General features: G+C 69.7%; 20 protein-coding genes and 1 tRNA gene. 15 read left to right on the forward strand and 6 right to left on the reverse strand.

The genetic code is table 11. The annotated features are described in order from the left end of the window. Positions 1-111: 111 nt before the first annotated feature. From AAFF41_RS18980 to AAFF41_RS19005, 6 genes are all read left to right on the forward strand, one after another. Positions 112-1158 carry an ABC transporter substrate-binding protein gene (locus AAFF41_RS18980; protein ID WP_319747892.1) on the forward strand — a complete coding sequence of 349 codons (1047 nt, stop codon included), beginning with the start codon at positions 112-114 and terminating at the stop codon, positions 1156-1158. Between the two features lie 41 nt (positions 1159-1199). Further along, positions 1200-2054, forward strand: coding sequence for a siderophore-interacting protein (locus AAFF41_RS18985; RefSeq protein WP_319747890.1), 855 nt, complete (start codon positions 1200-1202; stop codon positions 2052-2054). 149 nt (positions 2055-2203) lie between these two features. Beyond that, a complete protein-coding gene (gene desA / locus AAFF41_RS18990) occupies positions 2204-3661 on the forward strand; it encodes a lysine decarboxylase DesA (RefSeq protein ID WP_319747888.1) in 1458 nt (485 codons plus the stop codon). Beyond that, the gene (locus tag AAFF41_RS18995) at positions 3645-4931 is read left to right on the forward strand and encodes a lysine N(6)-hydroxylase/L-ornithine N(5)-oxygenase family protein (protein ID WP_343324286.1); all 1287 of its coding nucleotides are present in this window, start codon (positions 3645-3647) and stop codon (positions 4929-4931) included. Before desA ends, AAFF41_RS18995 begins: the two co-directional genes overlap by 17 nt. Then, the gene (locus tag AAFF41_RS19000) at positions 4928-5497 is read left to right on the forward strand and encodes a GNAT family N-acetyltransferase (protein ID WP_319747884.1); all 570 of its coding nucleotides are present in this window, start codon (positions 4928-4930) and stop codon (positions 5495-5497) included. Before AAFF41_RS18995 ends, AAFF41_RS19000 begins: the two co-directional genes overlap by 4 nt. Next, the gene (locus AAFF41_RS19005) at positions 5494-7266 is read left to right on the forward strand and encodes an IucA/IucC family protein (protein WP_343324287.1); all 1773 of its coding nucleotides are present in this window, start codon (positions 5494-5496) and stop codon (positions 7264-7266) included. Before AAFF41_RS19000 ends, AAFF41_RS19005 begins: the two co-directional genes overlap by 4 nt. Before the next feature lie 57 nt (positions 7267-7323). Here the strand turns inward: AAFF41_RS19005 and AAFF41_RS19010 are convergent, their stop codons facing one another. Further along, positions 7324-8910 (reverse strand): beta-N-acetylhexosaminidase, encoded by a 1587-nt coding sequence (locus AAFF41_RS19010; RefSeq protein ID WP_319747880.1) that lies wholly within the window; start codon positions 8908-8910, stop codon positions 7324-7326. Between the two features lie 85 nt (positions 8911-8995). On the opposite strand from AAFF41_RS19010, the gene AAFF41_RS19015 reads away from it, so the two are divergent. Further along, positions 8996-9865, forward strand: a complete 870-nt coding sequence (locus AAFF41_RS19015; protein ID WP_319747878.1) for a DUF4429 domain-containing protein — start codon at positions 8996-8998, stop codon at positions 9863-9865. Between the two features lie 115 nt (positions 9866-9980). Here AAFF41_RS19015 and AAFF41_RS19020 read toward each other — a convergent pair whose 3' ends face one another. Beyond that, positions 9981-11546 carry a purple acid phosphatase family protein gene (locus AAFF41_RS19020; RefSeq protein WP_343326313.1) on the reverse strand — a complete coding sequence of 522 codons (1566 nt, stop codon included), beginning with the start codon at positions 11544-11546 and terminating at the stop codon, positions 9981-9983. A 164-nt stretch (positions 11547-11710) separates the two neighbouring features. Between AAFF41_RS19020 and AAFF41_RS19025 the strand changes: the two genes are divergently transcribed. Both AAFF41_RS19025 and glmS read left to right on the forward strand, forming a co-directional pair. Further along, complete coding sequence (locus AAFF41_RS19025) at positions 11711-11968, forward strand: hypothetical protein (RefSeq protein ID WP_054232868.1); 258 nt, start codon at positions 11711-11713, stop codon at positions 11966-11968. A 13-nt stretch (positions 11969-11981) separates the two neighbouring features. Further along, the gene (gene glmS / locus AAFF41_RS19030; protein ID WP_319747876.1) at positions 11982-13799 is read left to right on the forward strand and encodes a glutamine--fructose-6-phosphate transaminase (isomerizing); all 1818 of its coding nucleotides are present in this window, start codon (positions 11982-11984) and stop codon (positions 13797-13799) included. A gap of 179 nt (positions 13800-13978) precedes the next feature. Here glmS and AAFF41_RS19035 read toward each other — a convergent pair whose 3' ends face one another. Both AAFF41_RS19035 and AAFF41_RS19040 read right to left on the reverse strand, forming a co-directional pair. Beyond that, the gene (locus tag AAFF41_RS19035; RefSeq protein WP_319747874.1) at positions 13979-14548 is read right to left on the reverse strand and encodes an acetate uptake transporter; all 570 of its coding nucleotides are present in this window, start codon (positions 14546-14548) and stop codon (positions 13979-13981) included. Positions 14549-14730: 182 nt separating this feature from the next. Continuing rightward, positions 14731-15258 carry a universal stress protein gene (locus AAFF41_RS19040; protein ID WP_054232865.1) on the reverse strand — a complete coding sequence of 176 codons (528 nt, stop codon included), beginning with the start codon at positions 15256-15258 and terminating at the stop codon, positions 14731-14733. A 324-nt stretch (positions 15259-15582) separates the two neighbouring features. Between AAFF41_RS19040 and AAFF41_RS51605 the strand changes: the two genes are divergently transcribed. From AAFF41_RS51605 to AAFF41_RS19065, 5 genes are all read left to right on the forward strand, one after another. Continuing rightward, complete coding sequence (locus AAFF41_RS51605; protein WP_425526135.1) at positions 15583-16707, forward strand: hypothetical protein; 1125 nt, start codon at positions 15583-15585, stop codon at positions 16705-16707. Between the two features lie 378 nt (positions 16708-17085). Then, positions 17086-18315, forward strand: a complete 1230-nt coding sequence (locus AAFF41_RS19050) for a helix-turn-helix domain-containing protein (RefSeq protein WP_075029202.1) — start codon at positions 17086-17088, stop codon at positions 18313-18315. A 131-nt stretch (positions 18316-18446) separates the two neighbouring features. Further along, the gene (orn, locus tag AAFF41_RS19055; protein WP_319747870.1) at positions 18447-19049 is read left to right on the forward strand and encodes an oligoribonuclease; all 603 of its coding nucleotides are present in this window, start codon (positions 18447-18449) and stop codon (positions 19047-19049) included. 106 nt (positions 19050-19155) lie between these two features. Beyond that, a tRNA-His gene (locus AAFF41_RS19060) sits at positions 19156-19228 on the forward strand. Between the two features lie 136 nt (positions 19229-19364). After that, positions 19365-19880, forward strand: coding sequence for a GNAT family N-acetyltransferase (locus AAFF41_RS19065; protein ID WP_319747867.1), 516 nt, complete (start codon positions 19365-19367; stop codon positions 19878-19880). A 2-nt stretch (positions 19881-19882) separates the two neighbouring features. Here the strand turns inward: AAFF41_RS19065 and AAFF41_RS19070 are convergent, their stop codons facing one another. Beyond that, positions 19883-20713, reverse strand: a complete 831-nt coding sequence (locus AAFF41_RS19070) for a serine/threonine protein kinase (RefSeq protein WP_319747865.1) — start codon at positions 20711-20713, stop codon at positions 19883-19885. 36 nt (positions 20714-20749) lie between these two features. After that, complete coding sequence (locus tag AAFF41_RS19075) at positions 20750-21805, reverse strand: LacI family DNA-binding transcriptional regulator (RefSeq protein WP_054232860.1); 1056 nt, start codon at positions 21803-21805, stop codon at positions 20750-20752. A gap of 429 nt (positions 21806-22234) precedes the next feature. Between AAFF41_RS19075 and AAFF41_RS19080 the strand changes: the two genes are divergently transcribed. Beyond that, the gene (locus tag AAFF41_RS19080) at positions 22235-23566 is read left to right on the forward strand and encodes an ABC transporter substrate-binding protein (RefSeq protein WP_319747863.1); all 1332 of its coding nucleotides are present in this window, start codon (positions 22235-22237) and stop codon (positions 23564-23566) included. Positions 23567-23571 lie beyond the last annotated feature (5 nt).

A 23571-nucleotide genomic window follows, 5' to 3' on the forward strand; every position in this document is an offset into this window, starting at 1 on the left:
ACAGGTTCGGGCGGTCGGCGTCCACCCCTGGACACGTAGTGAGGTTAGGCTAACCTATCTTCGAACGTGTCCGGCGGGCGCTACCGCCCCGTGCCGAAAGCAGCCACACACATGTCCAACGCCCGTGCCACCCACCTCACCCGACGCGGCGTCCTCGCCGCCGGCGGCGCCCTCGGTCTCGGTGCCGTCCTCGCCGCCTGTGGCGACGACGACGGCAGAAGCGGTGGCTCGGAGTCGACGAAGGCCGCCGCCAAGTCCGGTCCCTGGACCTTCAAGGACGACCGCGGCACGACGGTGAAGCTGGACAGGATCCCGGCGAACATCGTCGCCTTCACCGGTGTCGCCGCCGCCCTCCACGACTACGGCGTCGAGGTCAAGGGCGTCTTCGGCCCGACCACGACCAAGGACGGCAAGGCCGACGTCCAGGCCGGCGACATGGACGTCAGCAAGCCGACCGTCCTCGGCAACGAGTGGGGCCAGTTCAACATCGAGAAGTACGCGGCCCTCGCGCCCGACGTGCTGATCTCCACCATGTTCGACTCCGCGGGCACCCTCTGGTACGTCCCCGAGGAGTCCAAGGCGAAGATTCTCAAGCTCGCCCCGAGCGTCGGCATCTCCGTCTACGACCGTCAGATGCCCGTGTCGTTGCAGCGCATGCTCGCGCTCGCCGTGTCGCTGGGCGCCGACGAGAAGTCCGCCAGGATCGCCGAGGCGAAGAAGAAGTTCGAGACGGCCGCCGAGCGGCTGCGCACCGCGGCCAAGGCCCGCCCCGAGATCAAGGTGCTCGCCGGTTCCGCGAGCCAGGACATCTTCTACGTCTCCGGCTCGAACCTCTCCATCGACCTGGAGTACTTCAAGGCGCTCGGCGTGAACATCGTCGAGCCCTCCGCCAAGGCCCTGAAGGCCAGCGGCGGCTGGTTCGAGAACCTGAGCTGGGAGAACGTCGACAAGTATCCGGCGGACATCATCATCATGGACGACCGCAGCGCGACCATCCAGCCGGCCGACATCACCGAGGCCACCTGGAAGAAACTGCCCGCGGTCAAGGCCGGCCAGGTCATCGCCCGCTCCCCCGAGCCGATCGTGTCGTACGACAAGTGCACCCCGCTCCTCGACAACCTCGCCGAGGCGATCGAGAGGGCCAAGAAGGTCGCCTGACACCCCTGACGTGACCACCTGACGATGACTCAGGAGCGCTTATGACGACGGCCACAGCCGCCCCGTTCCGTTTCTTCTCCCTCCAGGTCGTACGGACGAGGCGGCTCGGCCCGTCGCTGGTCCGGATCAGCTTCGCCGGCGACGACCTGGTGGCCTTCGCCTCCCACGGCCAAGACCAGAGCCTCTCCCTCTTCCTGCCGCACCCCGGCCAGACCGAGCCGGCCGTCCCCTACGAACTGGGCGACAGTTGGTGGCAGGGCTGGCGCGAACTCCCCGACGCCGAACGGGCGGTGATGCGCTCGTACACGCTGCGCGCGCTGCGCCGGGACGTCCGGGGCCGTACCAGCGAGATCGACGTCGACTTCGTCCTGCACGGCGTGGAGCCGGACGCCGAGGTCCCCGCGGGTCCAGCGTCCCAGTGGGCCTCATGTGCGGCGGCCGGTGACCGCGTCGTACTGCTCGGCCCGGCGGTCGAGGACAACCGGGCGATCCGTTTCCGCCCGCCCGCCGACACCGACCTGGTCGTCCTGTGGGCGGACGAGACCGCGCTGCCCGCCGCCTCCGCGATCCTCGAGTCCCTGCCCGCCGACACCCGCGTCCGCGCCTGGCTGGAGGTCCAGCACGCCGAGGACGTCCAGGACCTGCTGGTCACCGCCGAGGCGGAGATCACCTGGCTCGTGCGCGACGACGGGGCCCCCATGGCCGTCGACGCCGTACGCGCCTCCCGGCTTCCGCCCACCGGGAGCCCGTACGCCTGGATCGCGGGCGAGTCCGGGTGCGTGAAGGAGATGCGCCGTCATCTCGTGCGCGAGCGCGGCATCGACCGCAGGCGGGTCACCTTCGTCGGCTACTGGCGGCGCGGGCTGACCGAGGAGCAACTGCGCGAACAGGAGTGACCGTTCACGAAAAGACACAGGTGGGGCGGGGTCGCAGATCAACTTAGGTTAGGCTAACCTAAGTTGAACTGGCCCCGCCCCTCTTTCGTCCCGGCCCAGCCCTCGCTCCACCCGTCCCGCTCGGACTCTCCCGCACGGAGGACCCCCACATGCGCTCGCACCTCCTCAATGACACGACCGCGGAGCGGTACCGCCGCTCGGTGACCGAAGGAATCGAGCGGGTGGCGGCCAAACTCGCCGCCACCGACCGACCGTTCACGGGTGTGACGGTCGACGCCCTCGCTCCCCGTATCGAGCGGATCGACCTGGACCGCCCGCTGCACGACACCAGCGCCGTCCTCGACGAGCTCGAAGAGGTCTACCTCCGGGACGCGATCTACTTCCACCACCCGCGCTACCTCGCCCACCTCAACTGCCCGGTGGTCATACCCGCCGTGCTCGGCGAGGCCGTCCTGTCCGCCGTCAACTCCTCCCTGGACACCTGGGACCAGTCGGCCGGCGGCACCCTCATCGAGCGCCGGCTCATCGACTGGACCAACGAGCGCATCGGCCTCGGCCCGGCCGCCGACGGCGTGTTCACCAGCGGCGGCAGCCAGTCCAACCTCCAGGCCCTGCTGCTGGCCCGCGAGGAGGCGAAGCCGGGGAGTGAACCGGGCGACAACGCGGCCGAACTCCGTATCTTCGCCTCCGAGGTCAGCCACTTCAGCGTCAGGAAGTCGGCCAAACTCCTCGGCCTCGGCGCGGACTCCGTCGTCTCGATCCCCGTCGACCAGGACAAGCGCATGCAGACGCTCGCCCTCGCCCACGAGCTGGAGCGCTGCGAGCGCGGCGGCCTGGTCCCGATGGCCGTCGTCGCCACCGCCGGCACCACCGACTTCGGCTCCATCGACCCGCTGCCCGAGATCGCCGAGCTGTGCGCCCAGTTCGGCGCCTGGATGCACGTGGACGCGGCCTACGGCTGCGGACTGCTCACCTCCCTCAAGAACCGGGACCGCCTCGAGGGCATCGAGCGCGCCGACTCCGTCACCGTCGACTACCACAAGTCCTTCTTCCAGCCCGTGAGTTCGTCCGCCGTGCTGGTCCGCGACGCCGCCACCCTGCGCCACGTCACCTACCACGCGGAGTACCTGAACCCGCTCCGCATGGTCCAGGAGCGCATCCCCAACCAGGTCGACAAGTCCCTGCAGACCACCCGCCGCTTCGACGCCCTCAAGCTGTGGATGACGCTGCGTGTGATGGGCGCCGACGGCATCGGCGAACTCTTCGACGAGGTCTGCGACCTGGCCCAGGAGGGCTGGAAGCTGCTCGTGGCCGATCCCCGCTTCGACGTGGTGGTCGAGCCGTCCCTGTCCACCCTCGTCCTCCGCTTCATCCCGGCCGCCGTCACCGACCCGGCCGAGATCGACCGCGCCAACCTCTACGCCCGCAAGGCCCTGTTCGCCTCCGGTGACGCCGTCGTCGCGGGCACCAAGGTCGGCGGCCGTCACTACCTGAAGTTCACCCTGCTCAACCCCGAGACCACGGCCGACGACATCGCCGCCGTGCTCGACCTGATCGCCGGCCACGCCGAGCAGTACCTGGGAGAGTCCCTTGACCGCGCTTCCTGAATCCGTCGAAGCCACTGGAAAGGCCTACGACTTCGTGGGCATCGGGCTCGGGCCCTTCAACCTCGGCCTCGCCTGCCTCACCGAACCGATCGCCGAACTGGACGGCGTCTTCCTGGAGTCCAAGCCGGACTTCGAGTGGCACTCCGGGATGTTCCTGGAGGGCGCGCACCTCCAGACCCCGTTCATGTCGGACCTGGTGACCCTCGCCGACCCGACCTCCCCGTACTCCTTCCTCAACTACCTCAAGGAGTCCGGGCGGCTGTACTCCTTCTACATCCGCGAGAACTTCTACCCGCTGCGGGTCGAGTACGACGACTACTGCCGCTGGGCCGCCTCGAAACTGAGCAGCGTCCGCTTCAGCACGACGGTCGAGGAAGTGACGTACGAGGGCGATCTGTACCACGTACGGACCGCAACCGGCGAGGTGCTGCGCGCCCGTCACCTGGTCCTCGGCACCGGAACACCCCCGTACATCCCCGAGGCCTGCGCGGACCTCGGCGGCGACTTCATCCACAACTCCCGGTATCTCCGGCACAAGCGGGAGCTCCAGGCGAAGAAGTCGATCACGCTCGTCGGCAGCGGCCAGTCCGCCGCCGAGATCTACTACGACCTGCTCAGCGAGATCGACGTCCACGGCTACCGGCTGAACTGGGTCACGCGCTCACCGCGCTTCTTCCCGCTCGAGTACACCAAACTCACGCTGGAGATGACCTCCCCGGAGTACATCGACTACTTCCACGCGCTGCCCGAGCCGACCCGCTACCGCCTCCAGACGGAGCAGAAAGGCCTGTTCAAGGGCATCGACGGCGAGCTGATCGACGCGATCTTCGATCTGCTCTACCGGAAGAAACTCGGCGGCCCCGTCCCGACGCGCCTGCTCACCAACTCCTCCCTGAACTCGGCCGCCCACGAGAACGGCACGTACACCCTGGGCCTGCGCCAGGAGGAGCAGGGCAAGGATTACGAGCTGAGCTCCGAGGGCCTGATCCTGGCCACCGGCTACAAGTACGCCGAGCCCGCGTTCCTGAAGCCGGTCCAGGGCCGGCTGCGCTACGACTCCCGCGGCAACTTCGACGTGACCCGCAACTACGCCATCGACGCCACGGGCCGCGGCGTCTTCCTGCAGAACGCGGGCGTCCACACCCACAGCATCACCAGCCCCGACCTGGGCATGGGCCCGTACCGCAACGCCTCCATCATCCGTGAGCTGCTCGGCACCGAGTACTACCCGGTCGAGAAGACGATCGCGTTCCAGGAGTTCGCCGTATGAGCTCCACGAGCCGTACAGACACGACCACCGACGTGGGCACCTTCACCATCCGCCCCCTCGACCCCGTCCAGGACGCCGAGCTGCTGCACGGCTGGGTGACGCACCCCAAGGCCGCCTTCTGGATGATGCGGGAGGCGAAACTGCACGACGTGGAGCGCGCGTACATGGCCATCGCGGCCAGCGAGTACCACGACGCGTTCCTGGGCTCGCTGGACGGCGAACCCGTGTTCCTGATGGAGCGCTACGACCCGGCGCACCTGGAGCTGGTCGGGCTGTACGAGCCCGCGCCCGGAGACGTCGGCATGCACTTCCTGGTCGCTCCGGCGGACACACCGGTGCACGGGTTCACCCGGGCGGTGATCACCGCGGTGATGGAGCACCTGTTCGCCGACCCGACGACCGCGCGGGTCGTCGTCGAGCCCGACGTGCGCAACACGGCCGTGCACGCGCTGAACGAAGCGGTCGGGTTCGTGCCCGAGCGCGAGATACAGAAGCCGGAGAAAAGGGCGTTGCTGAGCTTCTGCACCCGGGAGCGGTTCGAGCGGGCGGCGGGGGTGACCGTATGAGCCTCGCCGACGCCGTGGCCCACCTCTCCCCCGAGCGCTGGGAGCGCGCCAACCGCCTCCTCGTCCGCAAGGCCCTCGCCGAGTTCGCGCACGAGCGCCTCATCACTCCGGAGTCCGAGGGCGACGGCGGGTACGTCGTCCGCAGCGACGACGGCGTGACCCGCTACCGCTTCACCGCCACCCTGCGCTCCCTCGACCACTGGCAGGTCGACCCCGAGTCGATCACCCGTCGTCGCGACGGGGCCGAACTGCCGGTCGCCGCACTCGACTTCTTCATCGAGCTGAAGACGTCGCTGGGCCTGAGCGACGAGGTGCTGCCGGTCTACCTGGAGGAGATCTCCTCCACCCTCTCGGGCACCTGTTTCAAACTCACCAAGCCGCAGATCCCGTCCGCCGAGCTCGCGAAGGCCTCCTTCCAGGAGATCGAGACCGGCATGACCGAGGGCCACCCCTGCTTCGTGGCCAACAACGGGCGGCTCGGCTTCGGCGTGCACGAGTACCTCTCGTACGCGCCCGAGACCGCGAGCCCGATCCGGCTGGTGTGGCTGGCCGCGCACCGCTCCCGGGCCGCCTTCACCGCGGGTGTGGGCATCGCGTACGAGTCCTTCGTCCGCGCGGAGCTGGGCGCCGGGACGGTCGAGCGGTTCGCCGCCACCCTGACCGAACAGGGCCTCGACCCCGAGGACTACCTGCTCATCCCCGTCCACCCCTGGCAGTGGTGGAACAAGCTCTCGGTGACCTTCGCGGCCGAGGTCGCCCAGCGCCATCTGGTCTGCCTCGGCGAGGGCGACGACGCGTACCTGGCCCAGCAGTCCATCCGGACGTTCTTCAACACCACCAGCCCCAAGAAGCACTATGTGAAGACGGCGCTGAGCGTCCTCAACATGGGCTTCATGCGCGGTCTGTCCGCCGCCTACATGGAGGCGACCCCGGCCATCAACGACTGGCTGGCCCAGCTCGTCGAGAACGACCCGGTGTTCAAGTCCACCGGCCTGTCGGTCATCCGCGAGCGCGCCGCCGTCGGCTACCGCCACCTGGAGTACGAGGCCGCCACCGACCGCTACTCCCCGTACCGCAAAATGCTCGCGGCCCTGTGGCGCGAGAGCCCGGTCCCCTCGCTCCAGGAGGGCGAGAGCCTGGCCACCATGGCCTCCCTCCTCCATGTCGACCACGCGGGTGCCTCCTTCGCGGGCGCGCTGATCGAGCAGTCAGGGCTGACCCCCGTGGAGTGGCTGCGCCGCTATCTGCGCGCCTACTTCACGCCCCTCCTGCACAGCTTCTACGCCTATGACCTGGTCTACATGCCACACGGCGAGAACGTCATCCTCGTCCTCAAGGACGGCGCCGTGCAGCGCGCGATCTACAAGGACATCGCCGAGGAGATCGCCGTCCTGGACCCGCAGGCGGTGCTGCCGCCCGTGGTCGAGCGGATCCGCGTCGAGGTCCCCGAGGACAAAAGACTGCTGTCCGTCTTCACGGACGTCTTCGACTGCTTCTTCCGCTTCCTGGCGGCCGACCTGGCGGGCGAGGGCATCCTCGACGAGGACGACTTCTGGCGGACGGTCGCCGAGTCCGTACGCGAGTACCAGGAGTCGGCGCCGGAGCTCGCCGACAAGTTCCGGCAGTACGACATGTTCGCGCCCGAGTTCGCGCTGTCCTGCCTCAACCGGCTCCAGCTGCGCGACAACAGGCAGATGGTGGACCTGGCCGATCCGTCCGGCGCGCTCCGGCTGGTCGGCAGCCTGAAGAACCCGATCGCGGGTCTCTGAACCGGTGGGGCTCAGGAGTACGGTCCTCCTGAGCCCCGTCTTTCCCGTTGACGCCGCTTACGCCGTGGGCCAGGGCACCTGGGGCGAGCGGTAGTAGCCGATCCCCAGCGCCTCCCAACGCGGCCCCTGCGCCGCGAGCCGCGCCTTGTAGGTGTCCCAGTCGTGCGTCGAGGCGGGCGACCAGCCGAGCTCGGCCGCACCGGGCAGCCGCGGGAAGGTCATGTAGTCGATGTCGGCCCCCGTGACGATGGTCTCCGACCACAGCGGCGCCTCGACGCCCCGGATCGCCGAAGCCGGCGCTCCCGGAAGGTAGGCGCCCGGATCCCAGTCGTAGGACCGCTTCACCTCCACCAGGCCCGCCCAGTCCTGCCCGAGCGGGGTGTCGGCGGTGTACTTCATGTCGAGGTAGACCCGGTCGGCGGGCGACAGCACGAGCCCCGTCCCGTTCCGCGCGGCCGCGGCGACCTGCGCCTTCTCCGTGGCACTGGTGTCGTCGAGCCCCCAGTACTGCGCGATCGCGCCCTTCACCGGGTGCGCCCCGGTCAGCTGGTGCCAGCCGATCACGGTCTTCCCGTACTTGGCGACGACCGGCTGCACCTTGTCCATGAAGGTGACGTAGTCGGCGTGGCTGGTGGAGTGGGCCTCGTCCCCGCCGATGTGGAGGTACTTGCCCGGCGTGAGGGCCGCCAGCTCCCGCACGACGTCGTCCACGAAGTCGTACGTCACCGGCTTCGCCACGCACAGCGAGCTGAACCCGACGTCGGTGCCCGTGTAGAGCGGGGGCGCGGTCCCGTTGCAGTTCAGCTGGGCGTACGAGGCGAGCGCGGCGTTGGTGTGACCCGGCATGTCGATCTCCGGGACGACCTCCAGATAGCGGGAGGCCGCGTATCGCACGATCTCCTTGTAGTCGGCCTTGGTGTAGTAGCCCCCGTGCCCGCCGCCGACCTGCGTGGACCCTCCGTACGTGGCGAGCCGCGGCCAGGAGTCGATCGCGATGCGCCAGCCCTGGTCGTCACTCAGGTGCAGATGCAGCTTGTTGACCTTGTAGAGGGCCAACTCGTCGATGTACCGCTTGACTTGCGCGACACCGAAGAAGTGCCGGGAGACGTCGAGCATCGCGCCGCGGTAGCCGTAGCGCGGGCTGTCCTTGATGGTGCCGCCCGCCACGAGCCAGGGGCCGGCCTGCACGGAGTTCTTCTCGACGGCGGCGGGCAGCAGTTGGCGCAGCGTCTGCACGCCGTGGAAGAGCCCGGCGGGCGCGGCGGCCGTGATGGTGACGCCACTTCGCCCGCTGTCCAGGCGATAGCCCTCGGCGCCCGTGGACCCCGCCGCGATCCGCAGCCGGATACCGCCCGTACCGTGCGTGGTGACGGGCAGTCGGTACCCGGTGGAGGGACGCAGGACGTCGGCCAGATACGCGCCGACCCGGCGGGCCTGAGGCGAGTCCTCGACCCGGATACGGGTGCCGTCGGTGATGCGATACGGGGATCCGCCCGCGTGGACCGAGGCGGGGGCCGGCACCACCTGCCCGAGCGGGGTCGCGGTGCGGCCCGACTCGGAGTGTGCGGCACCGGCGACTGAGACACCGGCGGCCGCCACGAGCAGCAGCGTACCGAGAAGACGGGGCGTTCTGTGCTGTCTCACATGCGCTCCCTTCGAAGGACCCTGCACATCAATGGGGGATGGGTGTAGACCACTCTTCCGCAGACCCGGTGAAACAATCCCCCTCATGGCGGAAATCATCCAGAAGGACGGGACGTGGACCTTCGACGGCGACGCGCTGCGGCTGGCTCCGGGGCGCGACAAGAACGTGAGCCTGCTCCGCAGAACCTTGGGTGAACTGACCGTCCCGCTGGGAGCGTTGGCGGGGATTTCCTTCGAACAGGGCAAGAAGAGCGGGCGGTTGCGGCTCCGACTGCGCGACGGTGCCGACCCGCTGCTGCAGGCGACCGGCGGCAGGCTCGCCGAGCCGAACGACCCCTACCAGCTCACCGTGGAGTCCGACCGCTACGGCGTCGCCGAGTACGTCGTGGACGAGGTCCGGGACGCGCTGCTCCTGGACCGGGTGCCGGCCGACCCGGTCGACGGCTATCTGCTCCCGGGCCCCTCCGTGCCGCTGTCCGTCTCCGCCGGCGACGGCACCGCGAGCTTCGACGGCGAGCACGTGCGCCTGGAGTGGAACTGGAAGACCGAGGACTCCAAGTCCGCCGCCGGAGCCCGCTCGCTCGCCCTCACCGACCTCACCACCGTCGAGTGGCAGCCCGCGGTCGGCCTGGAGAACGGCTACCTGCGCTTCACCGTCCGCGGCGCGGAGACCAAGGCCCCACCGAAGTACGACCCCAACTCCGTCGAACTGTGGGGCTTCAAGAAGGACCTGCTGATGGCCCTGGTCGCGGCGGCGGTACAGGCCCGGCTCCCACATCCCACGGCCTCCCCGGAAGCCGCGCGGGCGGCGGGGCAGCCGGCCGCGATCGCCCCGGAGGACGACCACGACGCCCTGCTCCGCCGCCTGCGCGAACTGGGCGACCTCCACAAGTCCGGCGTTCTGACGGACGAGGAGTTCGCCACAGCCAAACGGGCGGTCCTCAAGCGGATGTAGAAATCCGCGACGAGGACCGCTCGCCGGCCGTCCCGCCTCGCCTTCCAGGCGTGCGGCCCCGTGCTTATAGGGGCGCGAGGAACCGCGCGACCAGCCCCCACCGGCCGGCCCGCAGCTATCGAACCCGTCGAGCCACCGTGAAGTGGTCGACCTCGGCACCCGTCTCGGCAATCCCCCGCACCGTCAGCGTGGCCAGCCGACCCTTGTGCGCGGGCGTGACGTCCACCCGAAGGAAGGAGTAGTTGAGGTAGCGCACCCGGGACCAGGCGACCGTCTCGTTCTGCTTGCCGTCCTTGAGGTTGACGAAGGAGGCGACGGCGTCGACCTCGTTCTCGTGGCCCTCGTACGACTCCGGGGCGCTGAACGCGTACAGGCTGCGCCCCGCCGCGCCCGCCGTCACGTACACGACACCGTCGGTCTCCGGGTACGCCGTGCCGCCGATCGGCAGCTTCTTGGTGACCGCGTCGCCCTTGATGACGTCCGTGCGCTCGTACTGGTGGTTGTGGCCGTTGATGACCAGGTCCACCGTGTACTTCTCGAACAGCGGCACCCACTCCTGTCGCACGCCCCCCTCCGAGGCGTGCGCCGTGGAGGTGCAGTACGCGCAGTGGTGGAAGAAGATCACGATGAAGTCGACGTCCTTGGACGCCCGGAACTTCTTGAGCTGGCCCTCGAGCCACTTCGTCTGCGTTCCTCCGGAGATGCCCAGGTTCGCCGGGATCTCGAAGGAGATGTCGTTGGCGTCCAGCGAGATGATCGCCGTGTTGCCGTAGACGAAGGAGTAGACGCCGGGCAGGTTCTTCTTGTCGGGCCCGTTGTCCGGAAGCGTCCAGCGGGCCTCTTCGCCGCCGTAGCCGTTGGGCGAGTACCAGGCCTCCATGTCGTGGTTGCCGTACGCGGGCATCCACGGGACCTGCTTGGCGACCGTCTCGGTCTGGGCGAGGAACTGGTCCCAGATGCGCGAGTCGAAGCCCGTGTCCTCCTTCTTGCCCGCACCGGCCGGGTCCGCGTACGCGATGTCGCCGGCGTGCAGGTGGAAGGACGGGTTCTGGCCCAGCAGCAGGGCGTCGTTGGCGAGGCCGTGGTAGCCGACACCCTCGTCGCCGAAGGCCGTGAAGGTGAACGGCTCCGCGCGCGAGGGCGCGGTGGTGAAGGTGCCGAGCGTGCCCAGCAGGTGGGGCGCGCAGGGGTCGAAGCCCGCGTGGCCGACGCCGTAGTAGTACGTCTTGCCGGGGCGCAGGTGGGTGAGCTTGGCGTGCAGGTAGTACTGCGTGTGGTCGCCGCTCGCGCCGACGCCCGCCGGGGTGTAGACGGTGCGGACCTCGGCCTCGATCTTGCGGGAGAGGTCCCAGGGGTGGGCGCCGATGCGGATGAACGGCTTCTTCACCGCGGCCGGAACCTGCCAGGAGACCGTGATCTCCGTACGCGGGTCATTGCCGAAGGCGAGGTGCCGGCCGAAGGGGGCGACGAGGGCGCCGTCGACCTTCTCGGTCGAGGAGGTGGTGGCCAGCGTCGGGGCAGCGGCCTGTGCGACGGCGCCGGGCACGAAGGCGCCCCCCGCGACGGCGCCGAGGGTCACGGCTCCGCCTCTGATCATGTTGCGCCGGGAGAACTTGGCGCGGAGATACTCGTGCTGCTCTGCCATGGTCATGCGCTCGGCGAGCTTCTCCGGTACGCCCATGCGTGGAGTGTCCATGGCCACAGAAGTTGCTCCCGGCAATCGACGCGACACACGACGCAGGATGGACAGCTTGCTAACAGCCCCCCATGAGACCTTCAACAGCCACTTGCCCGATATCGGGCAAGATTCTTGCGAATCGGCTCCTGGTACCTCAGGATCAACGGGTGCACGACGAACTTGTTGATCACCTGACGCGCTCCACCCCTCTGAACCGGGGCGAGGCACTGCGGGTGATCCAGGACGTGCTCGCCTACTTCGACGAGACGACCGAGGACTACGTCCGTCGCCGCCACCGCGAGCTCCAGGCCCAGGGCCTGGTCAACGCGACGATCTTCGAACGGATCGAGGCGGACCTGAAGTACCGCGCGGTCGCACCGCCGGAGCTCACGCTCAGGCAGCTGCGCCGCATTGTCTACGGCTGAGGAATACATATACATGTGCGGAATCGTCGGATACATCGGCAGGCGTGACGTGGCACCGCTGCTGCTCGAAGGCCTCCAGCGCCTGGAGTACCGCGGCTACGACTCGGCGGGCATCGTCGTCACGACGCCGAAGTCGGCCGGTCTGAAGATGGTCAAGGCCAAGGGCCGGGTCCGTGACCTGGAGGCCAAGGTCCCCGCACGCTTCAAGGGCACGACCGGCATCGCCCACACCCGCTGGGCCACCCACGGCGCCCCCTCCGACGTGAACGCGCACCCCCACATGTCCGCCGACAGCAAGGTCGCGGTCGTCCACAACGGCATCATCGACAACGCCTCCGACCTGCGTAAGAAGCTCGAGGCGGACGGTGTCGAGTTCCTCTCGGAGACCGACACCGAGGTCCTCACCCACCTGATCGCCCACTCCGAGGCCGAGAAGCTCGAGGACAAGGTCCGCGACGCGCTCCGGGTGATCGAGGGCACGTACGGCATCGCGGTCCTGCACGCCGACTTCCCCGACCGCATCGTGGTGGCCCGCAACGGTTCCCCGGTCGTCCTCGGCATCGGCGAGAAGGAGATGTTCGTCGCCTCGGACATCGCCGCCCTGGTCACCCACACCCGCCAGATAGTGACCCTGGACGACGGCGAGATGGCCACCCTCAAGGCCGACGACTTCCGCACCTACACCACCGAGGGCACCCGTACGACGGCCGAGCCGACCACCGTGGAGTGGGAGGCGGCCTCGTACGACATGGGCGGCCACGACACGTACATGCACAAGGAGATCCACGAGCAGGTCGAGGCCGTGGACCGGGTGCTGCGCGGCCGCATCGACGACCGGTTCTCCACCGTGCACCTCGGTGGCCTGAACCTGGACGCCCGTGAGGCGCGCCAGATCCGCCGCGTGAAGATCCTCGGCTGCGGCACCTCGTACCACGCGGGCATGATCGGCGCCCAGATGATCGAGGAGCTCGCCCGCATCCCCGCGGACGCCGAGCCGGCCTCCGAGTTCCGTTACCGCAACGCGGTCGTCGACCCCGACACCCTGTACGTGGCCGTGTCCCAGTCCGGTGAGACGTACGACGTACTGGCCGCCGTGCAGGAGCTGAAGCGCAAGGGCGCGCGGGTGCTCGGTGTGGTCAACGTCGTCGGTTCGGCGATCGCCCGCGAGGCGGACGGCGGCATGTACGTCCACGCGGGCCCCGAGGTCTGCGTCGTCTCGACGAAGTGCTTCACCAACACGACCGTCGCCTTCGCGCTGCTCGCGCTGCACCTCGGCCGTACCCGTGACCTGTCGGTCCGCGACGGCAAGCGGATCATCGAGGGCCTGCGCAGGCTGCCCGCGCAGATCTCCGAGATCCTGGAGCAGGAGGACGAGATCAAGAAGCTGGCCGAGGAGTACGCCGAGGCCCGCTCGATGCTCTTCATCGGCCGCGTCCGGGGCTACCCGGTGGCCCGTGAGGCCTCCCTGAAGCTCAAGGAGGTCTCGTACATCCACGCCGAGGCGTACCCGGCCTCCGAGCTCAAGCACGGCCCGCTGGCGCTCATCGAGCCCGCGCTGCCCACGGTCGCGATCGTGCCCGACGACGACCTCCTGGAGAAGAACCGCGCCGCCCTGGAGGAGATCAAGGCCCGCAGCGGCCGGATCCTCGCGGTGGCGCACCAGGAGCAGGAGAAGGCCGACCAGACGATCGTCGTCCCGAAGAACGAGGACGAGCTGGACCCGATCCTCATGGGCATCCCGCTCCAACTCCTCGCCTACCACACGGCATTGGCCCTGGGCCGCGACATCGACAAGCCGCGCAACCTGGCCAAGTCGGTGACGGTGGAGTAAAAATCCACCAGCCCCCGAAGCGACGATCGAGGAACCCCCGCGGCGCGCAACCACCTCCGCGAGAGCGGCGCCGGTTTAGGCGCAAAGGACGAGAACGGGTCCCTGTGCCACGCCACCAGCGCACAGGGACCCGTTCCTTCAGGGGGCCGGGGCCGCCCATGCCCCGGCCCGCGCCGACGTCAGCCGGTGGCCGTCACCCCCCGGCCGGCGGCGCGTCCGGGCAGTGCGGTGGGCCAGTGAGCCATGGCCGCCGTGGCCCCGTACCAGGCGAGCGCGCCGCTCGCGACGGCGAACCAGCCGCCGACCTTCCCCAGACCTCCGCTGTCGCCGAACTGCCCGACGGCCAGCAGGAGAAGGGCGACGAAGAGCAGCGCGTACGTTCCTCGGGTGAGAAGGGGCGCGCCGCTCGCGCCGGCGGTCAGGCTGAGCGCGACGAGCGCGAACAGGAGCAGGAAGAGACCGGTCGCGTTGGCGGACATCTGCGTGCCGGCCGTGACGCCCCAGGTGAACCAGAACGCGCCGAGCGCCGTGAAGGCCGTACCGGTGAAGGCGTCGTGGTCGCGGAAGGCGAACAGCCCGGCTACGAAGAGCGCGATGCCACCGACATAGGTGGCGAGGGAGACGGAGTCGGCCGCTGTCACGCCGTCGATCACTTGGGTGTTACCGAGGCCGAAGAGCAACAGGGTGAGGCCGAGCGCGAGGTGGCCGAGGGTCGAGGTGATGCTTCCCGCGGAGACGTCTTTGTCCACGGCGGGCTCCCTTCATGCATGTGCAGTTGTGCTGCGTGGTACCGGCCGTGCGGTTGGTCCGGTGACCGGTATGTACCCTTCACAAGGGCACAAACCACCTCTACGCGCGAGTAGATTCACGCCGGTTCAGGCACCCGCCAAAGGGAGTTGACGGTAGGTCAGGGAGCACGTCGGAGGATGCGTCAGGGGATGACGATCACCGGGCGCTGCGCACGCTTCGCGAGCCGTCCGGCCACCGAGCCGAAGATGCGTCCGACGATGCCGTGCGTGGAGCCGACGACGATCGCGTCCGCCTCGTACTCCCGTCCGACCTCTTCGAGTTCGTGACAGATGTCACCGCCGCGCTCGACGAGGATCCAGGGCACCTCGGCCAGATATTCGGCACACGCGAGTTCGAGGCCGAGCACCTCGGTGCGGTGGTCGGGCACGTCGACGAAGACCGGTGGTTCACAGCCCGCCCACACTGTGGTGGGCAGCCGGTTCGCGACGTGCACGATGATCAGGCCCGAGCCGGAGCGGTGGGCCATGCCGATCGCGTAGGCGAGGGCGCGCTCGCTGGACGTCGAGCCGTCGAAACCGACGACGACGCCGTGCTTGAAGGCAGGATCGCAGGACTGGCGGGGTTCTTCCGCCGCCAGGGGCTCGGCCGCCGTGGGATCGGCGAGCGGGCGCTTGCGGTCCGCGGGATCGAAGAATTCGTGACCGGCCATGGGTATCTCGGCGTTTAGATCCTCGTGGTGGGGACGACGACGTGCGGCAGAGCTGTGTCCGGGAATCATCTTCCCAACCCCATACCCCCAAGGGTACGGCGGCACGCCTCCTCTGCCCAGATCTCGCGCGCGCTGCGCGGCGTTCCCCGGAGCATGCATGAGAGGCGCCCGCAACGCAATGGTTGCTGCCCCGTACAGGCGGTTTGCACAGGGTTCACCCAGGCTCGAGGCCTTTCGTAGGTGACCGGCGGGTCGAACACGCGTTGAACCGATGAGCCACCGCCATGGAGAGCACTGGAGTACCAGGGAACCAGGGAGCAGACCGTGCCAGGACCAGAGACCGCGTCCCACCCCTCCTCCCCGGCTCCCGCCGCGTCCCACCCCTCCTCCCCGGCTCCCGCCGCGTCCCACCCCTCCTCCCCGGCTCCCGCCGCGTCCCCCGGGCCGGACACGGCGAGCGAGGTGGTGCGGTGGGCGGCCTTCAGCTGCGTCCTGGTCCCCGTCGTCCTCGTCGGGTTCGGCACCTCCATCGCCGGCGCGGCCGGTACGGCGCTGGGCCTGGCGGCCGTGACCAGTGCCTGCCTGGTCCTGCTGCGCCAGTCCGAGCGCGTCGCGGCCCGTCTCCGTGCGGATGAGCCGGCCCCGCCGCGGGCCCGGCACAGCAGGACCGCCCTCCACGGCGGCGCCCCGCACCACCACCACGGCCGCCCCAGGCATGGCCGCCGAGGTCGCACCGAGGCGCCCCGCGGGGGCGGAGCCCCCGGCACCCGGGATCGCGACGAGGGGCGCCACGGGAGTCGCGGGAGCCACCGAGGAACGGGCGGTGCGGAGAGGGGAGGCGGTTCGCGGGACGGCGGTGGCGGGGCCCACGGCGTGACGGCCCAGGCCGAGGGGACCACCCCGGGCGCACGGAGCCCCGACGCCGGGGCCCGGAGCGACCGGAACCGCGCCGCGCGGGACCGGAACGCGGAGGGCCGGAACGGACAGGACCGGGACACACGGAGTCCGGACGGCCGGGACCGGGACACACGAGACCCGGACACACGGAACCCGGACGGACGCGATCCCGGCGTTCAGGCCCACGACACGGCGAACCCGACCGCACGGGACCGGACCCCGGGAAACCTGGCCGAACGAGACGGGCACCCGGAGAACCTGATCACCTGGGACCGTGCCCCGCAGAACCTGATCACGTGGGACCCGGGCGACGGGAACCGGGACACACAGGATCCGGACACCCGCGCCCAGGACGCCGGGGGCCGGGACACGCGCGACCAGGAGGGACAGCGGGACGCCCCGCGCGGCGACGTCCTGCCCGAGCACCCCGCACGACACCGTGGCACACAGGATGTGGCCGACTCGCACATCATGAACGGCTTGCAGGGCAGCAGTGGCTCGGGGGCGCACAGGGGCGGGCGTCACGGCGGAGAAAAGAAGCCGGTTGACTGACCGGTTTGCGCGCACGCCCCCGCTTCTTTTCAGCCAACTTCGGTCACCCGCGCATCCCTTGCTCGAACGACCCCCCAACCCGCGTTCCACCTGCACCGAAAGCCCCCTGGAGGGCGCGCGCACCCTATGGGGATTGGCCACTGACACGAGGCGCACTTCCCTGCAAGGCCCACGAGTGCAACGCTTCGTGATCGAATGCTTCACGCCAAGTTGCCATGTCGACATTCTGCCGACTGCCGAACTGGTCACCTTGGCGCCACGGGACACAGTAGATTCGATCTTGACTGTCTTACGGCGGGGGACTCGTGCAGGACCGAGGGGAAACGTGCAGGAGCGACACAACCGAGGAGCCGCGACCACCGAGGGGGGCTTAGCAGTATGAGCCACGACTCCACTGCCGCGCCGGAAGCCGCGGCCCGGAAACTTTCCGGGCGACGCCGCAAGGAGATCGTCGCGGTGCTGCTGTTCAGCGGCGGCCCCATCTTCGAGAGTTCCATACCGCTGTCGGTGTTCGGGATTGACCGCCAGGACGCCGGCGTGCCGCGCTACCGACTTCTGGTGTGCGGCGGCGAAGAAGGCCCGCTGCGGACCACAGGGGGCCTGGAACTCACAGCGCCGCATGGCCTGGAGGCGATCTCGCGGGCGGGCACCGTCGTGGTGCCGGCCTGGCGTTCGATCACCTCGCCGCCACCGGAGGAGGCGCTCGACGCGCTGCGCCGGGCGCACGAGGAGGGAGCCCGCATAGTCGGACTGTGCACCGGCGCCTTCGTGCTGGCCGCCGCCGGACTGCTGGACGGCCGACCGGCGACGACCCACTGGATGTACGCACCGACGCTGGCCAAGCGCTACCCGTCGGTCCACGTCGACCCGCGAGAACTCTTCGTGGACGACGGCGACGTCCTGACCTCCGCGGGTACGGCGGCCGGAATCGATCTCTGTCTCCACATCGTGCGGACGGACCACGGCAACGAGGCGGCCGGCGCGCTGGCCCGCCGACTTGTCGTGCCCCCGCGCCGGAGTGGCGGTCAGGAGCGCTATCTCGATCGATCTTTACCAGAGGAGATCGGCGCCGACCCCCTCGCGGAGGTCGTCGCCTGGGCGCTGGAGCACCTCCACGAGCAGTTCGACGTCGAGACGCTGGCGGCACGCGCCTACATGAGCCGCCGCACCTTCGACCGCCGGTTCCGCTCGCTCACGGGGAGCGCTCCCCTGCAGTGGCTGATCACTCAGCGCGTACTGCAGGCGCAGCGGCTGCTGGAGACCTCCGACTACTCGGTCGACGAGGTCGCCGGACGCTGCGGCTTCCGTTCGCCGGTCGCGCTGCGGGGTCACTTCCGGCGCCAGCTCGGCTCGTCCCCGGCCGCGTACCGGGCGGCGTACCGCGCGCGCAGACCGCAGTCGGAACGGCCGTCGGACGTGGACGGCTCCGCAGGCCAGGCCGGGCCGTCGCCCGTCCTGAACCAGGAGAGTCCGGTGCCGCTGCAGACCCGCCGCACGGCGGCCGCCACCGCCCTGGGCCCGTCGACGTCCCTGTCGACGGAGCCGGGCAAGACGGGCACCGAGCTGTACGCGGCCGGGCGCCTGCCGGGGCAGCGCAGCGCGCCCTGAGGCGATGACGCGAGACGGGGGCGGCCCGGGACCCGGCGAGGGTTCCGGGCCGCCCCCGTCCCAGGCCACCACGCAGGTCACCGCCGTCCCGGATCTGCCCGTGCGCCGGAGCGCGCCGTAGGGTTAGGGCCATGAACGATCGCATGGTGTGGATCGACTGCGAGATGACCGGGCTCTCGCTGTCGGAGGACGCACTCATCGAGGTGGCCGCACTGGTCACCGACTCGGAACTGAACGTGCTCGGCGAAGGGGTGGACATCGTGATCCGCCCGCCGGAGCGGGCCCTGGAGACGATGCCGGACGTGGTGCGCCAGATGCACACGGCCTCCGGCCTCCTCGACGAACTGGCCGAGGGCACGACCCTGGCCGACGCCGAGGCACAGGTCCTCGCCTACGTACGTGAGCACGTCAAGGAGCCGGGGAAGGCCCCGCTGTGCGGAAACTCGGTCGGCACGGACCGGGGTTTCCTGTCGCGCGACATGCCGGCCCTCGAGGACTACCTCCACTACCGCATCGTGGACGTCTCCTCGGTGAAGGAGCTGGCCCGCCGCTGGTACCCCCGGGCCTACTTCAACAGCCCGGAGAAGAACGGCAACCACCGCGCCCTCGCCGACATCCGCGAGTCCATCGCGGAGCTCCGCTACTACCGCGAGGCGATCTTCGTCCCGCAGCCCGGCCCCGACTCGGACACCGCCCGCACCATCGCGGCGAAGCACGTGCTGCCCACCGAATGACGCATGTCCGGGGCCCCGAGGGACCCCGGAGAAAGCCTGGCGCGAGCACCCCTTCGGACCCTGTACACTTTTTCTCGGCCGGTCAGGGAAACCAAGACCGGTCGTGGTGGGTGTAGCTCAGCTGGTAGAGCACCTGGTTGTGGTCCAGGATGTCGCGGGTTCAAGTCCCGTCACTCACCCTGATCGACGGAGGCCCGATCCGCGCAAGCGGACCGGGCCTCCGTCGTGTGGTCGGGTCGTACGGTCGGTCGGGTCATACCGTCGAGCCGTGCGGGCGGGTCCGTGCGCGTCCGGCGCGCCCTCTAGGCTCACCCAATGCCCCCACCCCACCTGCCCGCCCACATCCTGCGCACCGCCCGTCTCGATCTCCTTCCCCTTCGTGTCGAACACGCCGGGGAAATGGCCGAGGTGCTGTCCGACGCGGCACTGCACACGTTCATCAGCGGCACACCCGCCACTCCCGAGGCCTTGCGTTCACGCTATGAACGCCTTGTAGCGGGCTCCCCCGACCCGGCCGTCGTCTGGTGCAACTGGGTGCTGCGGCTGCGCGAGGAGGGATGTCTCGTCGGTACGGTCCAGGCGACGGTCACCGGGGAGGTCGCGGAGATCGCCTGGGTGGTGGGCACGCCCTGGCAGGGTCGGGGGTTCGCCGGGGAGGCGGCCCGGGGGCTGGTCGGCCGGTTGGGCGAGGAGCCCGGCGTCCGTACGGTCGTCGCGCACGTCCACCCCGATCACCGGGCCTCCGCAGCCGTCGCCACGGCCGCCGGGCTGGCCCCGACCGACCGGTACCAGGACGGTGAAGTCCGGTGGGAGCTGCCGCTGCGGCGGTGACCTCAGCCTCCGTGCGGGCGATTGGCGGCCCGCCACGCGTCGGCGAACCGGTGGACGTCCTCGAAGCGTTCCTCGGGGTCGGACCGGGTCGCCCGGACGATCACCGCCTGCTGGGCCGGGGTGCCCCGCCAGGCGCGTTCCTCGTCGCCCGCGTCCAGCAGGAGCCGGGCGGTGCGGCCCAGGGTGAAGACCGTCGTACGGGTGTCGATCACGGCCCCGCACACGAACTCCTCGGGGGCCATGAACCGGCGCGAACCCGGCAGGCGTTCCTCATCGACCACGAACGGGCCCGGCCGGTACTCGTCGAGGTCGACCAGGTGGACGACGTCGCCCCCGAAGTCGTAGAGCAGCGCGCCGTCGTAGAAGTCGACCGCGACATGCCCGGCGACCTCCACCGCGAGATGGGCGTCGAGGACGCGTTCGAAGGCGGCGAGGACGCGGGAGATCGGCAGGGCGCGGAAGCGGGCCATGGGGCTGCCGGGGCCCGTACGGTCGCGCGGTCCGCCCACCATGGCCGGGTACAGCACCTCGCCCTCCCGCCAGGGCATCACCACCGCCGCGCCGTCGCTCCCCACGGCGATGCGGTGGACCTGCGGGACGATCGCCCGGTGCCGTACGGCCCGGTGGAAGGCCCAGGCCCGTTCGAGCGAGTGCCGGCCGCGGTCGGTCACCGCCTCCTTGACGAACCAGCGCGCCCCGTCGAGCAGCCGGACGCCGTACGACACGCACCCCGAGTCCTGTTCCCGGAACGCTTGGAACACCTCCCCGACCCTGCCCAGGTAGGGCTCCATGGCGGGCACTTCATCGACTCCGAGCAAGGGGTGGAGGACCATACCGATCAGATTGCCCTATCGAAGCCTTTCAGCGCGTCAGGACGAGGCCCGTACCACCAGTTCGGACGGCAGCACGACCTGCCGCTTCTCCAGACCGCGCGAGACCGCGGGGCGCCGGTCGGCGATCTCCCCCAGCAGCAGATCGATCATGGCGCGGCCCATCTCCTCGATCGGCTGGCGCACGCTCGTCAGGGGCGGGTCCATGTGGCGGGCGATGGCGGAGTCGTCGTAGCCGACGAGGGCGACGTCGTCAGGTATGCGGCGGCCCAGCTCGCGCAGGACCTGGCGGGCACCCGCCGCCATCACGTCCGAGCCCGCGAACACGGCGTCCAGGTCCGGGCAGCGGGCCAGCAGCTCGGTCATCGCGCGCCGGCCGCCCTCCTCGGTGAAGTCGCCCGGAATGATCAGCCGGTCGTCCACCTCGCGTCCGGCCCCGCTCAGCCCCTCGCGGTAGCCGTCGACACGGCGCTGGGCACCGAAGACGTCGAGGCGGCCCGCCAGGTGGACGATCCTCTGGCGTCCCCGGGCGATCAGGTGCTCGACGGCCATGCGGCCGCCGCCGTAGTTGTCGGAGTCCACGGACGGCAGGGTCTCGTCCGCCGAGCGGCGACCGCTGATCACGGCCGGGATCTCCAGCTGGGAGAGGAGGTCGGGCAGCGGGTCGTCGGCGTGGACGGAGACGAGGAGTACGCCGTCGACGCGGTGCGCGGCCAGGTACTGCGCGAGGCGCTGCCGCTCCCGGTCGCTGCCCGCGAAGATCAGCAGCAGCTGCATCTCGGTGTCGGAGAGCTCCGCGCCGACGCCCCGCAGCATGTCCGAGAAGTACGGTTCCGCGAAGAAGCGGGTCTCCGGCTCGGGGACGACGAGGGCGATCGCGTCGGTGCGGTTGGCGGCGAGGGCGCGTGCCGCCGTGTTCGGGACGTAGCCGAGTTCGGCGACCGCCGCCTCGACGGCCGCGCGGGTCGCGTCGCTGACCCTCGGGGAGCCGTTGATGACCCGGGACACCGTGCCGCGGCCCACGCCCGCGCGTGCCGCGACCTCTTCCAAGGTCGGCCGGCCGCCTCCCCGGCCCCGCGCTCCGTGGCTTGCCATGGTCCGCCTCCCGTCGACGTCGCGCGCTCCGCGACTGGCCTGGAATCTAACAGTCCCGTTCCTCACCCGGACCTCGGCAACCCGTACGTGGACGAGGTTGCGCCCCTCCCGGCCAGGGACCGTCGACCGACCGTCCCGCCGGGGCCAATACCCCACTGACACGAGCCACTTCAACCGTCCGCGATGCCGCGCCCGCCCGTCCCCCGGAGTTAGCTAACAGGCCGATAACTGAACGCATCTCTCCGCGTCGGCTCCCTTGACACCCCCGCGCGAACCGACGACTCTTCAACACATCACCTGTGGGAGCGCTCCCACGGTACCTGACACATACACATCCCGCACGTTCCCCGCCCGAGCCGCAGCGAGAAAAAACGGGCCCAACAGTGCAGTTGGCCGGGGGGTCGGCACGTCAGGCAACAGGAGGACGCAATGCGCACGATCACCCGTCGGTCCCGCAGTCTGGGGGCCCTCGCGGCCGTCGCCGCGCTGACCACAGGGCTGCTGGCCGGCTGTGCCAACGACAGTGGTGGAAGCAGCGATGGGAGCAGCAGCGACACGGGCGGAGGCAAGGGCAAGACCACGATCACCCTGGGTCTCTTCGGCACTCAGGGATTCAAGGAGGCCGGTCTCTACACCGAGTACGAGAAGCTCAACCCGAACATCAAGATCGCCGAGAACGTGGTCGAGCGCAACGAGAACTACTACCCGGCGCTCGTCAACCACCTCACCACCAACAGCGGCCTGCAGGACGTCCAGGCCGTCGAAGTCGGCAACATCGCCGAGGTCGTGCAGACCCAGGCGAGCAAGCTCGTCGACCTGTCCAAGGTCTCGGGCGTGAGCAAGACCAACTGGCTGGACTGGAAGTGGCAGCAGGCCACCACCCAGGACGGCCAGACGATCGGACTCGGCACCGACATCGGTCCGATGGCGATCTGCTACCGCAAGGACCTCTTCCAGCAGGCCGGCCTGCCCACCGACCGCGACAAGGTCGGGCAGCTGTGGGCGGGCGACTGGAACAAGCTCGTCGCCGCGGGCGAGACGTACAAGAAGAAGGCGCCCAGCGGCACCACCTTCATGGACTCCCCCGGTGGCCTGCTCAACGCGATCATCAGCAGCAATCAGGAGAAGTTCTACGACTCCTCCGGCAAGGTCATCTACAAGACGAACCCGGCCATCAAGTCCGCCTTCGACCTGACGGCGAAGGCCGCATCGGAGGGACTGGTCGGCGCCCAGACGCAGTTCCAGCCCGCCTGGGACACGACGATCGCCAACAGCAAGTTCGCCGCGGTGGCCTGCCCGCCGTGGATGCTCGGCTACCTCAAGGGCAAGTCGAAGCCGGAGGCCGCCGGCAAGTGGGACGTGGCCACAGCGCCCAAGTCCGGCAACTGGGGCGGCACCTTCCTGGCCGTGCCCAAGAACGGCAAGCACGTCACGGAGGCCGAGAAGCTGGTGACCTGGCTGACCGCGCCCGCCCAGCAGGCCAAGCTGTTCAGCGTGCAGGGCAGCTTCCCGAGCGCACCCGGTGCCTACAACCTGCCCCTGGTGACCGGCGCGAAGAACACGATGACCGGTGACACCCCGATCGGCACCGTCTTCGCCGAGGCCGCCAAGGCCATCCCGACCCAGGTGATCGGCCCGAAGGACCAGATCATCCAGCAGGGTCTGACCGACAACGGCGTCATCCTCGTCACCAAGGGCAAGTCGGCCGCGGAGGCCTGGAAGACGGCCACCAAGACCATCGACAACAACCTGGAGAAGTGACCGGT

This window comes from Streptomyces mirabilis (genome assembly GCF_039503195.1).
Taxonomy (GTDB): Bacteria; Actinomycetota; Actinomycetes; order Streptomycetales; family Streptomycetaceae; genus Streptomyces; species Streptomyces mirabilis_D.

What these genes read in the sequence shown, in the direction of transcription:
- AAFF41_RS18980 (WP_319747892.1), top strand. Translation starts at nt 112, where the DNA reads ATGTCCAACGCCCGTGCCACCCACCTCACCCGACGCGGCGTCCTCGCC.
- AAFF41_RS18985 (WP_319747890.1), top strand. Translation starts at nt 1,200, where the DNA reads ATGACGACGGCCACAGCCGCCCCGTTCCGTTTCTTCTCCCTCCAGGTC.
- desA (WP_319747888.1), top strand. Translation starts at nt 2,204, where the DNA reads ATGCGCTCGCACCTCCTCAATGACACGACCGCGGAGCGGTACCGCCGC.
- AAFF41_RS19000 (WP_319747884.1), top strand. Translation starts at nt 4,928, where the DNA reads ATGAGCTCCACGAGCCGTACAGACACGACCACCGACGTGGGCACCTTC.
- AAFF41_RS19005 (WP_343324287.1), top strand. Translation starts at nt 5,494, where the DNA reads ATGAGCCTCGCCGACGCCGTGGCCCACCTCTCCCCCGAGCGCTGGGAG.
- AAFF41_RS19015 (WP_319747878.1), top strand. Translation starts at nt 8,996, where the DNA reads ATGGCGGAAATCATCCAGAAGGACGGGACGTGGACCTTCGACGGCGAC.
- AAFF41_RS19020 (WP_343326313.1), bottom strand. Translation starts at nt 11,546, where the DNA reads ATGGGCGTACCGGAGAAGCTCGCCGAGCGCATGACCATGGCAGAGCAG.
- glmS (WP_319747876.1), top strand. Translation starts at nt 11,982, where the DNA reads ATGTGCGGAATCGTCGGATACATCGGCAGGCGTGACGTGGCACCGCTG.
- AAFF41_RS19040 (WP_054232865.1), bottom strand. Translation starts at nt 15,258, where the DNA reads ATGGCCGGTCACGAATTCTTCGATCCCGCGGACCGCAAGCGCCCGCTC.
- AAFF41_RS19050 (WP_075029202.1), top strand. Translation starts at nt 17,086, where the DNA reads ATGAGCCACGACTCCACTGCCGCGCCGGAAGCCGCGGCCCGGAAACTT.
- orn (WP_319747870.1), top strand. Translation starts at nt 18,447, where the DNA reads ATGAACGATCGCATGGTGTGGATCGACTGCGAGATGACCGGGCTCTCG.
- AAFF41_RS19065 (WP_319747867.1), top strand. Translation starts at nt 19,365, where the DNA reads ATGCCCCCACCCCACCTGCCCGCCCACATCCTGCGCACCGCCCGTCTC.
- AAFF41_RS19070 (WP_319747865.1), bottom strand. Translation starts at nt 20,713, where the DNA reads ATGGTCCTCCACCCCTTGCTCGGAGTCGATGAAGTGCCCGCCATGGAG.
- AAFF41_RS19075 (WP_054232860.1), bottom strand. Translation starts at nt 21,805, where the DNA reads ATGGCAAGCCACGGAGCGCGGGGCCGGGGAGGCGGCCGGCCGACCTTG.
- AAFF41_RS19080 (WP_319747863.1), top strand. Translation starts at nt 22,235, where the DNA reads ATGCGCACGATCACCCGTCGGTCCCGCAGTCTGGGGGCCCTCGCGGCC.